The organism is Pseudoalteromonas sp. SG43-3, assembly GCF_014164385.1.
Classification (GTDB): domain Bacteria; phylum Pseudomonadota; class Gammaproteobacteria; order Enterobacterales; family Alteromonadaceae; genus Pseudoalteromonas; species Pseudoalteromonas distincta.
On sequence record NZ_JACJFC010000004.1, the window covers coordinates 13146 to 27164 of the forward strand.

General features: G+C 36.3%; 13 protein-coding genes. 12 read left to right on the forward strand and 1 reads right to left on the reverse strand.

Translation table 11 applies throughout. The features are described from left to right. The first annotated feature begins 1 nt into the window (after position 1). From H5157_RS04545 to H5157_RS04595, 11 genes are all read left to right on the forward strand, one after another. Positions 2-940, forward strand: coding sequence for a glycosyltransferase family 2 protein (locus tag H5157_RS04545; RefSeq protein ID WP_182724254.1), 939 nt, complete (start codon positions 2-4; stop codon positions 938-940). Next, positions 940-1509, forward strand: coding sequence for a serine acetyltransferase (locus H5157_RS04550; protein ID WP_154903323.1), 570 nt, complete (start codon positions 940-942; stop codon positions 1507-1509). Before H5157_RS04545 ends, H5157_RS04550 begins: the two co-directional genes overlap by 1 nt. 2 nt (positions 1510-1511) lie before the next feature. Further along, positions 1512-2549, forward strand: coding sequence for a glycosyltransferase (locus H5157_RS04555; RefSeq protein ID WP_182724255.1), 1038 nt, complete (start codon positions 1512-1514; stop codon positions 2547-2549). Further along, a complete protein-coding gene (locus tag H5157_RS04560; protein ID WP_259399346.1) occupies positions 2542-3714 on the forward strand; it encodes an O-antigen ligase family protein in 1173 nt (390 codons plus the stop codon). The genes H5157_RS04555 and H5157_RS04560 overlap by 8 nt, the downstream gene beginning before the upstream one ends. Positions 3715-3756: 42 nt before the next feature. After that, complete coding sequence (locus H5157_RS04565; protein WP_182724256.1) at positions 3757-4143, forward strand: 3-phosphoshikimate 1-carboxyvinyltransferase; 387 nt, start codon at positions 3757-3759, stop codon at positions 4141-4143. A gap of 203 nt (positions 4144-4346) precedes the next feature. After that, positions 4347-5750: an undecaprenyl-phosphate glucose phosphotransferase gene (locus tag H5157_RS04570; RefSeq protein WP_182724257.1), complete on the forward strand. Its 1404-nt coding sequence runs from the start codon at positions 4347-4349 to the stop codon at positions 5748-5750. After that, a complete protein-coding gene (locus H5157_RS04575; RefSeq protein WP_182724258.1) occupies positions 5734-6954 on the forward strand; it encodes an outer membrane beta-barrel protein in 1221 nt (406 codons plus the stop codon). Before H5157_RS04570 ends, H5157_RS04575 begins: the two co-directional genes overlap by 17 nt. After that, complete coding sequence (locus H5157_RS04580; protein WP_182724259.1) at positions 6954-7478, forward strand: polysaccharide biosynthesis/export family protein; 525 nt, start codon at positions 6954-6956, stop codon at positions 7476-7478. The genes H5157_RS04575 and H5157_RS04580 overlap by 1 nt, the downstream gene beginning before the upstream one ends. 22 nt (positions 7479-7500) lie before the next feature. Continuing rightward, the gene (locus H5157_RS04585; RefSeq protein WP_182724260.1) at positions 7501-9708 is read left to right on the forward strand and encodes a polysaccharide biosynthesis tyrosine autokinase; all 2208 of its coding nucleotides are present in this window, start codon (positions 7501-7503) and stop codon (positions 9706-9708) included. Between the two features lie 14 nt (positions 9709-9722). After that, entirely contained in the window at positions 9723-10451 is a 729-nt protein-coding gene (locus H5157_RS04590) for a tyrosine-protein phosphatase (RefSeq protein ID WP_182724261.1), read from the forward strand. Beyond that, positions 10444-11169: a VpsP family polysaccharide biosynthesis protein gene (locus tag H5157_RS04595; RefSeq protein WP_182724262.1), complete on the forward strand. Its 726-nt coding sequence runs from the start codon at positions 10444-10446 to the stop codon at positions 11167-11169. Before H5157_RS04590 ends, H5157_RS04595 begins: the two co-directional genes overlap by 8 nt. Positions 11170-11377: 208 nt before the next feature. Here H5157_RS04595 and rsmF read toward each other — a convergent pair whose 3' ends face one another. Then, entirely contained in the window at positions 11378-12829 is a 1452-nt protein-coding gene (gene rsmF / locus H5157_RS04600) for a 16S rRNA (cytosine(1407)-C(5))-methyltransferase RsmF (protein WP_182724263.1), read from the reverse strand. 265 nt (positions 12830-13094) lie between these two features. Here rsmF and H5157_RS04605 point away from each other — a divergent pair, with 265 nt between their 5' ends. Next, positions 13095-13781 (forward strand): GntR family transcriptional regulator, encoded by a 687-nt coding sequence (locus H5157_RS04605; protein WP_007582477.1) that lies wholly within the window; start codon positions 13095-13097, stop codon positions 13779-13781. Positions 13782-14019 lie beyond the last annotated feature (238 nt).

Consider the following 14019-nt stretch of genomic DNA (forward strand, 5'->3'; position numbering starts at 1 on the left):
TATGCCTATTAAATTATCACTTATATGCCCTGTTTATAAAGTAGCTGAATTTATACCTGATTTAATGCAAAGCTTACTGCAAGGTGTTAATAGCGATCAAGTTGAGATTATTTTTGTTGACGATTGCTGCCCTGAAAATTCAATAAGCCTGTGCGAAAGCTTTATTTTAGAGCATAAATCAGATATAAATTTTAATTCAACAATAATTAAGCAACCGATTAATAAAGGCCAAGCTGCTGCTCGCAATGCCGCATTACTCATTGCAAAAGGTGAGTACATTGGTTTTATAGATTCTGACGATGCAATTGCCTCCAATTATTGGGATGTACTCTCATCTTATGTAACAGTTGGAACAAAGGATATAATTGAGTTCGCTTTTGAAGAGTTTAACTCTGTTTTACCGTTGAGTGTTAGCAATACAGTTATTGAGAGTGAATCCACGAATACAGCGTTATTTGATACCGGCTTTTTTGTTTGGACACGGTTATATAAAAAAGAAATGCTCAAAGGTCTTAAATTTCCTGAGGATGTAATTTATGAAGATATTTATTACAACATTTATGCATTTTCTATGGCTGAATCAATATTGATGCTCTCTAATACTCTTGTTTATTATCGAAAAAGATCAGGTTCTACCACAAGTAAAAGAACATCATCGTACTCTAATTTATTGCTTAATATGACGAACGCAGTTAAAGCAACATTACATAGCTTTGATAATAAAGAAGAGGTTGTTGCTCAAGTTGCAAGATACTCTCTGCTAGTAAGTTTAAAGGGATATACGATTAAAGACCGCCTAGATCGAAAATTGTTTTTTAAAAACTGCAAACATATAAACAGAGCTTTTAAAGATACTTTTAACAAATACAATAATTCGCTGGTAGCAAAGCTTAAATTTATAGCTTCTAGTTCTATTTGTTATGTGGGAAGGTTTCTTTAATGAATTTATCGCAAATAAAAATTTTAGTTAAGTCTGACTTATACAGATATACTAAAAAAACAAACAAAAAAACATTTATTAAATCCTTACTAAGCAACAGTTATTTTAGATTTCAAGTCTATCTAAGGATGTCTAAATCAAATAATTTTTTATTATCGTTTATATTTAGATTATTTAAAGCAGGCTTGGGGAAAAAAGTTAATATACAGCTAAATTATAATGTAGCTATAGGCTACGGTTTGTACATCCCCCACGGTAATATTGTTGTTAACTCTCAAGCAACAATAGGAAACAACTGCAGTTTGCTACAGTTTGTATCTATTGGTGCAATACATAATGGTAAGTCTGCAACAATTGGTAATAACGTTTATGTAGGGCCCAATGTAAATTTGGTCGGAGATATTCGCGTTGGCGATAATTCTGTTTTGGGTGCAGGCGCTGTAGCAGTAAAAAGCATCGACAGTAATAAAGTTGTTGTTGGTGCACCTTGTAAGGTTATTAAAGATGTAATTGATATAAACATGTACTGCGATAATTTATGTGATGATACTTGGGCAAGGAAGCTATAAAAATGCAAAAAATAGTACACATTACCAATGATTTACAGCGTTTAGGCGGTGTGCAGCGCTTACTTATAGACTTAATGACGCTACAAAACAATGACTTTAAGTTTGAAGTGATTTTAACCCGTGGTAAAAACGAATACGTTGATGAGTTAAAGGCTTTAGGGGTAGAGGTATTCCATAAAAACGACTTAGGTTTTTTAGGTGTTATAAAGCGTTTAAATGCAGCGGATTTAGTCCATACCCATTTATACCCATCAATCTATATTGCGTATTTTACAAATACGCCAACAATAGTTACAGAACATAACCCGCATTACAGGCGCCGAGATTTACCCTTTATAAAAAGCCTTGAAAGTATCATTTACAAAAAATTTAAAAAAATAATTTGTATATCGGAGGGCGTTAAAACTAAGTTTTTAGAAAGCATTAAAGCAAGTAACTCAAAAGCTTATGTTATAAATAATGGCGTTAATTTAGAGCGGTTTTCTCAAACACCTAAAACACTAAGTGCTGACGCTAAGGTTATTAACATAGGTATGGTTGGTCGTTTTGCACCACAAAAAGATATTAAAACCTTATTAAAATTAATGACTCTGCTTGATGATCGGTTTGTACTTAATTTAGCGGGCGACGGCGAACTAAGGTCTGAGTATGAAGATTATGCTTTAAGCTTAGGAGTAAGTAACAAAGTTAAATTTTTAGGCCAAGTTAACGATATACCCACTTTTTTAGACTCACTACGTATTTATATACAATCTTCCCATTGGGAAGGGTTTGGTATTGCAGTAGTCGAGGCTATGGCTGCCGGGCTCCCATCATTTGCCACTAATGTTAAAGGTTTGAATAATGTAGTTGTTGAGCAAGGTTTATTTGAAGTGGGCGATACACATACATTAGCTGATAAAATAAACATGCTGGTTAATGATACTAATTATTATAATGAGCAGTCTGTAGCCGCGCTTAATAAAGCAACGAGCTTTTCAATTATTAATACAGCTACTGAGCACACTAAAATTTACAAAAGTGTGTTAAACAATGTTTAGTATTAAAGTAAAAAATCTTGAATACGTGCTTTTTATTATTAGCGCCATGGTTATACCATTATATTTTACTGACTTTAGACTCAAAACCGGTGGAGTCATAATAAGGCTATCTGATGTGCTAGCCTTATTCTCGATTTCTATTTTTTTATTACTGCTATTAAAAAATAAAATAGTCATTAAGTACCCCGTTGGTTTTAACTATATATGCATTTTTATAGTGTATTGCTTTTTTAATGCATTAGCTCAGGTGGGTTTAACTAAAGCTATTATTGCTACTGTACAGTGGATGCTAATTCTGTTTACTTTAGTCATGGTATATACAAATGCGGTTAAGAACCCTGAAAAGTTCAGGGCTATTTTTATAAAAACGTTGTTAGTTATTTGCTTTGTTACCTTGCTGTATCACTTAATGCATGGTCATTTAACAAGCTATAAGTTTTTAGGTGACGCTAGATATTCTTTTGCATTGACTGGAGTTATACTTTTAAGCTGTGCTTATTATTTTGACGATAAAAGCTACTTAAAGCCATTGATATTTCTATACCCGGTGATATTACTCTCTTTAGAGCGTAAAGGTATTTTAGCATTTCATATGGTCGCCTTTTTTTATATTTTCATTCATTTAAAGCCATTACTAAAATTTGTGATGTTAGCGTTGTTTAGTTTAACTTTATTGTTGTTAGCGTTATTTTACGATTTATCCTTTTTAAATACATTTACTTTTTTTGAATATTCAGATCTCGAAATGCTTTATTTAGATGAAGAGCAAGCTTTGTGGATCTCCAATCTGCACAGACAATCTTTAGTTACAAATGGTTGGGATATATTTACCACGCATTTTATTTTTGGTGTTGGGCCAAAAATGCTACCAGTGTATATGGGGGATTTTTATATAAATCAAGGCCTTGCCCTTTATACACACAATGTTTTCTTGGATACTTTAATTGAGCAAGGATCAGTTGGGTTATTTTTATTGCTTTTTCCTTACTTGGTTTACATAACTCAAAGTACTGGGTTAAAAAACAAAAAAGATAAAACGATGTTTTGTGCTTTTTGTATATACTCTGTTTTTATGCTGCTTTTTATGTCTGGCGGTGCGCCATCTATGGTGATTTTTTACTTACCAATTTTTAAAGGTTTTATTGCCAATAGAGCGAGTGATTAGCTTGTTACATTTATTTAAATATTTAACAACGTGGAGTAGTTAATGCCTACTTTATCTGAAGACCCAGCAATAAGAAGCTTATTAAATAGAATGCCCCAAGGCGTACAAAATAGCTTTACTGAAGAGCAGTTATCTCACCTGAAAATAGCTATTGGCGCCAGGCAGTGGGGTTCTCATAAGGTTGATTGCAGAGGCGTTGTTAGATTTTTTAAATACAGATATTATTTTGTATTATTAGCAGGGCGCAACAGGCGGCAGTTAAGTGCTACTGAAAAAAAAGCCTCTGCCATAGCACAAGCTACTGTAGTGACTTTAGGGTTTTTTATAGTGTTATTATTTATTTATTTATTAAAGTCGGCGTTAGGTATTAACCTGTTTGAAGGTTTTTCATTAGGTATATGGAGTTACGTTAAAAGTTTATTTTTATAACATACAGGTAAGCAAATGCTAAATGTTTATTTTTGTTTATATATGTTTTTATTTTATTAATAATGAGTTAATTTTATTACTGGCTGCTACACTGTTTTTAGCTTTTAAAAACTCCATTATTGAATACAGATAAGTAATACGTTATTATTAATTTATAGCTATGTGGGTATTTATCCACTGCACTTTACTTAGGGACTAAAAGTATGAAGTCGTCAAGGACGTTTAAGCCATCTAGCTCATCCGATGCTAATTTTTATCGTTTGTTCGATATATTTGCGTTATTTTTAGCCTTTCAATGCTCTGCACTCTTTTATAGTTTTGAACTAACAGCCCACTATATGGTAGCTGTTTTAACTGTTGCGCTGAGCTTTTTATACTGCGCCGAAATATTTTCTGCTTATCGCTCATGGCGTGCAGGTAAATTTAAAACCATGGTTTTGTGTGCATGGGGTTCGTTATTTGTTGCCTTTAGTATTTTATTTTTTATATCTTTTATGTTTAAGTTTACCGAGTCGTTTTCGCGTATTGGTTTAGGCTTATGGTTTTTACTTAGTGTTGCTTATTTGTATATATGGCGCTTTGGGGTGCAATTATATAAACGTAACCGCCGTAGTTTAGGCATGAACTTACGTAACGTTGCTATAGTAGGTGCCACAGAGTCGGCTGTTTATTTGTATGACGAGATAGAAAAAAACGATGAGCTTGGTTTTAAGTTTTTAGGCTTTTTTGACGACCGTAAACCAGAGCGACTATTTAATAATGTAAAAACGTACGAAATATCCGGAACTATTCAAAATGCTATATGTGCTGCCCGCGAAGGCAAAATAGACATACTTTATATAGCACTCCCTATGAAAGCAGATAAGCGTATAGCCGATTTGTTACTGCAACTTGGCGATACCACGGTAGACGTGCACTTTATACCTGATTTTTTACTCTCAAACTTAATACATGCCCGTGTTGAGCACGTTGGCGATGTAGACACGCTAAGCGTTTTTGAATCCCCTTTTATTGGTGCTCGTGAGTTTATTAAGCGCACCGAAGACATAATAGTGTCGTCAATTATTTTACTGCTTATATCTCCTATGCTTATTGCTATAGCGTTTGCTGTTAAGTTTACTTCTAAAGGGCCTGTAATTTTTAAGCAAGACCGATATGGGCTTGATGGGCGTAAAATTAAAGTATGGAAGTTCCGTTCAATGTCGGTAACCGAAAATAGTGCAGTGGTCACTCAAGCCACCAAAAACGATGCCCGTATTACAAAGTTGGGTGGTTTTTTGCGCCGTACTAGCCTTGATGAATTACCGCAATTTATAAACGTGTTAAAAGGTGATATGTCGATAGTAGGGCCACGCCCACATGCCGTTGCCCACAACGAAGAGTATCGTAAAAAAGTTGAATTTTACATGTTTAGGCACAAAGCTAAACCAGGCATAACCGGTTGGGCACAAATTAACGGTTGGCGCGGCGAAACCGATACGCTTGATAAAATGGAAAAACGCGTTGAATATGATTTACATTACATAAAGCATTGGTCTTTATGGTTAGATGTTAAAATAATTTTTATGACAATTTTTAAGGGATTTAAAAATGCAAATGCATACTAAAAAATCAGTTATACCTTGTGCTGTAGTTTTATTGTCGGCAACGTTGTCAGCTCCTGCATTGGCCGAATTTACGCCAGGCAGCTTTATGACCAAAGATGGTGCCGAAATTACCCCAGTTTTGCAAACGGGATTAAGTGTTAACGATAACGTTTTTAATACGCCAACCGACGAAGAGTCGCGCGTAATTTGGACTATTTCGCCAGGTGTTGCAGCGGTAATAGACGATGGCCCCGATAGCTACAAACTAAACGTTGGCACTAGTACCTCTTTATATAATAAAGACTCTGTTGATAACTTTACTCAAGTTAATTTGGGTGCGGGTGTACATAAAGAGCTTACCAGCCGACACATTTTTGATATTAACGGCACTGCTGATTGGTTGTACGAGCCACGAGGTACTGGTTTAACGCAAGGCTTGGGCGATATTGTTGATGAGCTAATAAAATACCAACAACAAGATATTACTGGTACTTATAAATTTGGTTCGCAAACATCTAAAGCCCAATTAGAGTTTGTGTCTGGCTTTTACAGTAAAAAATATCAAAATTTTAGAGCTTCATCACAATTCCGTGATTACGATAAAACGTTAATTGGTGCAACTGGTTATTACAACACACAAGCTGCAACACGCATGTTTGTAGAAGTAACCCGCGATGACTACCGCTACGACGTTTTAGAGTCTAGTGGTGTTTCACGTAACTCTGACGATATTAAAGTACTTTTTGGTATGGAGTGGGAAGCAACGTCACTTACCTCTGGCACATTTAAACTGGGTTATCAAAACAAAGACTTTGACGATAACCAACGTGAGAGCTTTAGTGGCTTAAGCTGGGAGGCTGGCGTTACTTGGCAACCTTTAACTTACTCTACGTTTGATTTTACAACCAGTCGGGCCGCAACCGATCCACTGCTTGAAGGTGATTACATTAAAGAAAGTACTTACGGTGTTAAATGGAAGCACGATTGGAGTGACTATTTAGCCTCTGTAGCGAGTGTGAACTATGTAGATGAGCAATACACTGGTGATATTGGCCGTAAAGATGAAACAAAAAGCGCTCGACTTGGCTTAAATTACCAAGCTAATAACTTTGGTTTAATTTCGACTTATGTTGATTTTATTGATAAAAACTCAAACCAGCCATTAATTGAGTTTGACCGCGTAATTGTGGGTGTTAATTTTACGTTTGCTTTAAAGGCTAATTAATGAACTGTAAACTTTTTTTTAGTGCATTGTGCTTTTTATTTAGCACAGTGTGCTTTGCACAAACGGCGCAAGACTATGTGTTGGGACCGGGCGATAAAGTAGAAATAAAAGTATTTGGTGAACCCGATTTAGAGGTAACTGCGCTACTAGGTAATAGTGGTGAGGTTAATTACCCATTTTTAGGGGCACTTAAACTTGCTGGGTTAACTACCTTTGAGGTTGAAAAGTCAATTGCTAATGGCCTGCAGCCTGATTATCTAAAAACCCCAAGTGTATATGTGCAGGTTGTTGAGTACAGACCCTTTTATATTCATGGGGAGGTTAAATCTCCTGGTGCTTACCCTTATCAGCCAGCTATGACAGTTAACCAAGCCGTTGCATTAGCGGGTGGCTTAACTGAGCGTGCTTCAACTGACAAAATTTATATTTTTAAAGAGCAAACTAAGCAGCAGCAACAAAAAGGCACTCTTAATAGCCAAATTGCAGCAGGCGATACAATAAAAATAGAACAACGCTTGTTTTAAGCAGTTTTAAAGGCAGTAAATAATGAATAAGTTCGAAAATAATTCAATTGATAACGAAGATGTTATTGATTTCACTGTTTATCTAAAGGTTATACAACGCGCTAAGTGGCGTATTATTGGCTTTTCGGTAGTTATTACTTTATTAACAATTATGTTTGCTTTAACGCTTGTGCCTCAATATACGGCATCGGCTACGTTACTCATTGAATCAGAGCAATCTAAAGCCGTTAGTTTTGAAGAAATTTATGGCCTTGATACCACAAAAAAAGAGTATTACTTAACACAATTCGAAATACTTAAATCTGACAGTATTGGCCGAGAAGTAATTACCAAGCTTAATTTAGAAGAACATGGCGATTTTATTCCTAAACCTAGTTTAATGGGGGAAGTTAAAGGCTATGTAAAAGGTTTACTGCCTTTTTTAAATAAAAATGAAGAAAGATATTTATCTGCAGAAGAAAAAGCAGAGCAAAAAATGCTTTTTTTATTGAGTATTTATAAATCTAAGCTAGGTATTGAACCAATCAGAAATACCCAATTAGTAAATATAAGCTATGAGTCGAGCGATCCCGCGTTAGCCGCTTTAGTTGCTAATGCTGTTGGTGATATATACATAGAAAGCCAAATGCGCGCGAAAATGGGAATAACTCAACAGGCTTCTAGTTGGTTAAACTCGAGGTTATCGCAACTTCGTATTCAGCTCGATAACTCAGAAGAGCGCTTACAAGACTTTAGAGAAGATCAGCACCTTATTGATATTGAAGGTATAGCAGGGCTTGCAACACAAGAACTTGAGCAAATATCGGCTCAGTTAATTGAAGCGCGCAACGAAAAAAATAAGCTTGAGAGCATTAACCGCGTTATAACTGAATACGGTAACAACAACCTTGAGTTATTAGGAAGTATGCCTGAAATAACATCACATAATGTTATTCAAAACGTAAAACGTGACGTAGTTACCGTTGAGCGCAAGTTAAGCGAGCTAAGTGAAGTTTACGGCCCTAAACACCCTAAAATTATATCGGCCAGTGCTGAGCTTATTACCGTTAAAAATAACCTTAATAAACAAATTAAAGGCCTAATTACGGGTATCGAAAAAGAGCTTAATAGGGTTACAAGAACCGTTGGGGCTCTTGAAAATGATTTAAATAATATTAGAGCGCGCTACCAAGATATTACCCGCAAAGAAACTCAATATAACCAGCTAAAACGTGAAGTAGAAACTAACCGCAATATATTTAATACGTTTTTATCACGCTCTAAAGAAACTGAAGTAACAAGCGATTTTACCTCGGCTGCCGCACGCTTTACCGACCGAGCTTACGCGCCAAACAATCCAAGTAAACCCAACAAAAAGCTTATTGTAGTACTTGCGTTTGTAGCGAGCTTTATTTTTGCAATAGTTATGAGTTTTATTTTTGATGCCCTTAACGATACCGTTAAAACCAAACCTGATGTTGAAAGCAAGTTAGCTCAACGAATGCTTGGCTTATTACCGCAGGTAAATTTACCTAAAAAAAGCGTTTTGCCTATGCATGCGTATCTTGACGAAACGTATAGGCGCTTTGCTGAGTCAGTACGAACATTTCGTACCAGCTTACTTTTAACTCAGCTTGATAAACAGCATAAAATAATTGCAGTTACTTCTACATCACCAGGTGAAGGTAAAACAACAACATCTTCTAATTTAGCTATATCGTTAGCTCAAATGGGTAAAGTATTGCTAATTGATGGCGACTTGCGTAAACCAGCTATAGCTAAGCGATTTGAAATACCTGTTTATCACCCTGGTTTAACAAACTTAATAGTGGGTACAGAAGAGCTTAGTGAGTGTGTTCACATTGATGAAAAATCAGGTGTGGTAATAATGCCAAGCGGGCAAATACCAAGTAACCCACTTGAGTTATTATCAAACATTAAGTTTACACAGTTGATTGAACACCTTAAAACTCAGTACGATCATATAATTATTGATACACCACCAACACAAGCGGTGAGTGATGCATTAGTAATTGCTCAAAGTGCTGATTCGGTTATATATGTTGTTAAATCAGATGTTACCCGTATAAAACCAATTAAGGCAGGCCTTGAGCGGTTATTTGAGGTAAAGGCGCACGTAGCGGGTGTGGTGCTAAATCAGGTGGATATGAGTAAGTCTAACGACGAGCATAGCTATGGTTATTATGACTACCACGATTATTCTAAAAAACCTGAACCAGAAAATACTTAAATGGCCTATAAATTGTGATTGATATACATTCACATATTTTGCCAGGTATTGATGATGGCGCTAAAGATTTAAACGAGTCTTTAGCGCTTTTAAAAATGGCGCAAAGCGACGGTATAACACATATTGTTGCAACCCCACATATTCATTTAGGCCGGTATAATAATTCGGCTCCTCAACTTATTAACGATTTAACCCAATTAAAAGCAGCTTGCCTAGCTCAAAATATTAATATAAATATTGCAGTAGCTGCTGAAGCTCGCCTTGATGTTGAGTTAATGCCGCTTATTTTAACTAATAAACTTCCGTTTATTGGCAAAAAAAATGGCTTTAATTATTTATTGTTAGAACTACCTCATTCACATGTGCCTCAAGGGTACGATAAATTTATTACCTGGCTTGCTAAACAAAATATTAAAGTGGTTATTCCGCATCCAGAGCGAAATCGTGATATTCAATCAAACTTATTTTACATCGAAAAACTAACACAGTTAGGATGTGAGTTTCAGTTAACAGCGTCTAGTATTGAAGGCCTTTGGGGAGAGAAAGCTCAGTATATTAGTGAGCATATGCTTAAAGCCGATTTAGTCAGTTATATTGCATCTGACGCTCATTCGGTCAAGCGCAGGCCACCTATTTTAAGTAAGGCAAAAAAACGTGTAACCGATATGCTTGGTGAAACTAAATCACATGCACTGTTTGTAACAAACCCTAAGTGTTTAACTGAGGTATTGTTTAATGATTGAAAAGCTGGTTATTAAACGGTTACAACTTGCTCTTTTGGCAATAGTGACACTCACTATTTGTTATTTTAGTTTACAAAGTATGCGCGCTAATGCCTGGTATTTTAGCTCACTAAATACAGTACAAGAGCTCAGTAACACCTCACCCCTTGATGTACCTGAGGTTTATAATCATGAGCTCAATAAAGCCCAAAATGCTATTAAGTTAGCCATAGAGCTTGAACCCGAACACGCCCATTATTTACATTTTTTAGCGTATATTAAGCTTTTAGCTTTAGCTAACACCGATCAAACTGAGCAAAGTAAGCTCAATACTGAATATAAAGAGATACAATCGCTTTTACTTCATTCTACCCAGATTAGAAGCTCATGGGCTGAAACCTGGATTGAGCTCGCTAAAGTTACTAGTTACCAAGAAGGGCCAAGTAAACAAGTTTTAAAGTATATTGATCAGGCTAAAAAAGTAGGCCCATACAAACTTGAGGTGCATTTGGGGATTATAGAAATCTCGTTAGCAAATTGGCAGCACCTACCTCCAGAGTATAAAGCACTGTACGTAAACTCTTTAAGCATGGCTGCCCAATATGGTTATCGATTTAACCGTATTTACACTATTGCTAAACAATTAAATCAACTACCTACCTTGTGTATGTCGCTACAATTTGGCGCTGCATACAAAAAACTTAAAGAACGTTATATTTACAAACAAACCTGCAAATAAAAATGCCCAGAGGTTAAAAGCCTCTGGGCTATAAAGTGACTCTAAATTGAGCCTAGCGTTAACTAAAACACTTTCTAGGTTCATTAGGGAGAAGAAGAAAGTACTTTAAAGTGTAGTAAAGTTACTCAATAAAGCATAACTAATTTTGCCATCTGGTTACATTTGATAACAAAGGATTAGATTAATTATGCGTAATTTGTACTTTAGTTTAACCCCAGCTTATTAACTGCGTATTTTGCACTAGATCTCGTGGTAATGAGTTTTTAATCTTATTTTTTTGCCATTTGCCCAGCCCAATAGGGCAACCACACAGCGTTAATACTACTTCACCTATTGTTTGAGTTACTTCAGTTAAGCGTATATCTTTACCTTGAAAATAATCATTTGCTTGCTCGTTATTTAATGCGTAAATATTAGTTTTACACTCATTGCCAAATACAGTAGCAAATTCGTGCGTTAGCCTAACGCCATTTTTATGAATAATGCCAATTTGAATACCTAAGCGTGCGTACTTAATTTTATTTTGCACGGCTTCAAACCCTTCAGGGAACAACCATAGTTCTTTATCACGCTGCATTAAATTACCTGGCAGGGTAGTTATCCCAAAGTGTTTTTTAAGCGATTGCATAAACGCGACGCTTTGTTTTTTATCAAACTCGTTAAATGGGAATGCACCTTTTTTAACTGTTTGATTTGGGTTATTGCTGCTTGTGTGCTTTTTAAATTTAGCAATAAAAAAGCCTTCGCTATCGAAGGTTTGCGGCCATACATGTAAATAGCCCTCATTAGTTGTGGCTTCGCTTGCACCTTCAAATAAATCACTTAGGGATTGTGGCTCTATATAGTCGCCAAATTCACTGAGTAAATAATCGCATACTTGCTGGTTTTCGAGCGGAGTAAGTGTACAGGTTGAATATACTAACGTGCCACCTGGCTTTAATGCGTAAAATGCGCTTTTAATTAAGTCTTTTTGTACTTGGGCTATTTGTATGTTTGATTCTATGGACCAATTTTTAAGTGCGTCGGCGTCTTTACGTACTGTGCCTTCGCCAGAGCATGGCGCGTCTAGCAATATGCTATCAAAGCATTCAAACATGTAGTTACCAAATATAACACCGTCAAAATGCGAGAGCGCACAGTTTCCTACTCCCATGCGTTTTAATGTAGCGCTTAGTACTTTTAGGCGCGATGACGAAAGCTCGTTTGCAACAAGCACGCCTTGGTTATTCATAAGTGCTGCAAGCTGCGATGTTTTAGAGCCCGGTGCTGATGCCATATCAAGCACGAAATTATTTTGAGAGTCTGCGAGTTCAATACTTTGCTTTAATGCCATAGGGGGCAGCATTGAGCTTGCCTCTTGTACGTACATAGCACCGCTTAGGTGTAAGTCGGTATTACCTAGGGCTAGGTTTTGTTCTTCATTGCTTGGGCGTTCTAACCAAAAGCCTTCACTGCACCAAGGGATTGGGGTTAGCAGCCAATTTTTTTCAGTGGCACGTTCTACAAATTCTTCAATGCTAATTTTTAATGTATTAACGCGGATAGATTTTCTGAGGGGCCTGCGACACGCATTTAAAAAGTCATCTAAGTTTAGATGCGCTGGTAAATAGGTTTTTACGTCGTCAATAAAGTGCTCAGGAATAAAAGTGTTGGCGTTCACGCGTTAGCTCATACTATAAAAATAAAGCGCGATGATAGCATTTATATAATGCATTTTCAGTGCTTAAAAACGTAACATCCAATTTATTGCTATGTCGACACTTTATTGGTTTGGCCTATTTTAAAACGTGTTTTATACGACTTTAGATTAATAGTGTCGACAATGAGTGTGTTTTTTAGCCGTTTTGATAGGTTTAAGGGTTGACATGATTTTTTAATAAGCCCATAGTAGCCACATTAATTGTCGACAATCTAAAAAATAACTTATGACACACACATTTTTAAACGAAGCGCCTATAACTACCGCATCAGATCAAGTATTTGTAGATATGCGCCGTGAGATTGTTGAAGGCAGTATAGTTCAAGGCAGTAAAATATCAGAGCCTGAACTTGCAAAACGTTATGGTGTAAGCCGTGCAACGCTTAGAGAGGCGTTAAATCGCCTAGAAAGTTGCTACCTTGTTGAGCGTAAAGCTAACGTAGGTTGCCGAGTAGTTGCCCTTACCGCTGAGCGTTTGATTGAAGTTTATCAAGTTCGCAGCTCACTTGAAGGCTTAGCATGTAGGCTTGCTGCCGACAATATGGAACCCGAAGAAGTAAAAGGCTTAAAGCAATTACTTAATCAGCACCTACAAACACAGCGTGTTAAAGAGGGCGAATCTTATTATCAAGAAGCCGGCGATTTAGATTTTCATTACCGTATTATTCAAGGCAGTAAAAACGCGCATTTAATTCATTTATTGTGTAATGAGCTTTATCAATTAATACGCATGTATCGTGTACAAATGGGCATGGTGGGGCCGCGTGTATCAAAAGCGTTTGATGAGCATTTAGCGATTATTAACGCCATTGAAAACCACGATGGCGAGCTGGCCGAAATGCTTATGAAGCGCCATATAAGCGCATCGCAAGCAAATATTCAAACCAAATTTGATGTATACCAATCAATATGAGTATTCGAACAATTTAACGGATTAAATCGCTCCGTAACGTCGTTAAAAATTTTTTATTTAGAACCACTAAACATAAAAATTATTGCCTAGTTACAGAACGATTTTCTTATCGTTAAATAGACCTCATACCCATACAGATTGATATTAGTCGCAAAAAAAGAAGCTGTTAAAAGCTAAAAGCTAAGCAGTTAAACAGTCATAATTACAGATTAAAACTATAAGTTACTCCACGTAGCAA

Coding starts and splice junctions, on each gene's coding strand:
- H5157_RS04545 (WP_182724254.1), top strand. CDS start 2: ATGCCTATTAAATTATCACTTATATGCCCTGTTTATAAAGTAGCTGAA.
- H5157_RS04550 (WP_154903323.1), top strand. CDS start 940: ATGAATTTATCGCAAATAAAAATTTTAGTTAAGTCTGACTTATACAGA.
- H5157_RS04555 (WP_182724255.1), top strand. CDS start 1,512: ATGCAAAAAATAGTACACATTACCAATGATTTACAGCGTTTAGGCGGT.
- H5157_RS04560 (WP_259399346.1), top strand. CDS start 2,542: ATGTTTAGTATTAAAGTAAAAAATCTTGAATACGTGCTTTTTATTATT.
- H5157_RS04565 (WP_182724256.1), top strand. CDS start 3,757: ATGCCTACTTTATCTGAAGACCCAGCAATAAGAAGCTTATTAAATAGA.
- H5157_RS04570 (WP_182724257.1), top strand. CDS start 4,347: ATGAAGTCGTCAAGGACGTTTAAGCCATCTAGCTCATCCGATGCTAAT.
- H5157_RS04575 (WP_182724258.1), top strand. CDS start 5,734: ATGCAAATGCATACTAAAAAATCAGTTATACCTTGTGCTGTAGTTTTA.
- H5157_RS04580 (WP_182724259.1), top strand. CDS start 6,954: ATGAACTGTAAACTTTTTTTTAGTGCATTGTGCTTTTTATTTAGCACA.
- H5157_RS04585 (WP_182724260.1), top strand. CDS start 7,501: ATGAATAAGTTCGAAAATAATTCAATTGATAACGAAGATGTTATTGAT.
- H5157_RS04595 (WP_182724262.1), top strand. CDS start 10,444: ATGATTGAAAAGCTGGTTATTAAACGGTTACAACTTGCTCTTTTGGCA.
- H5157_RS04605 (WP_007582477.1), top strand. CDS start 13,095: ATGACACACACATTTTTAAACGAAGCGCCTATAACTACCGCATCAGAT.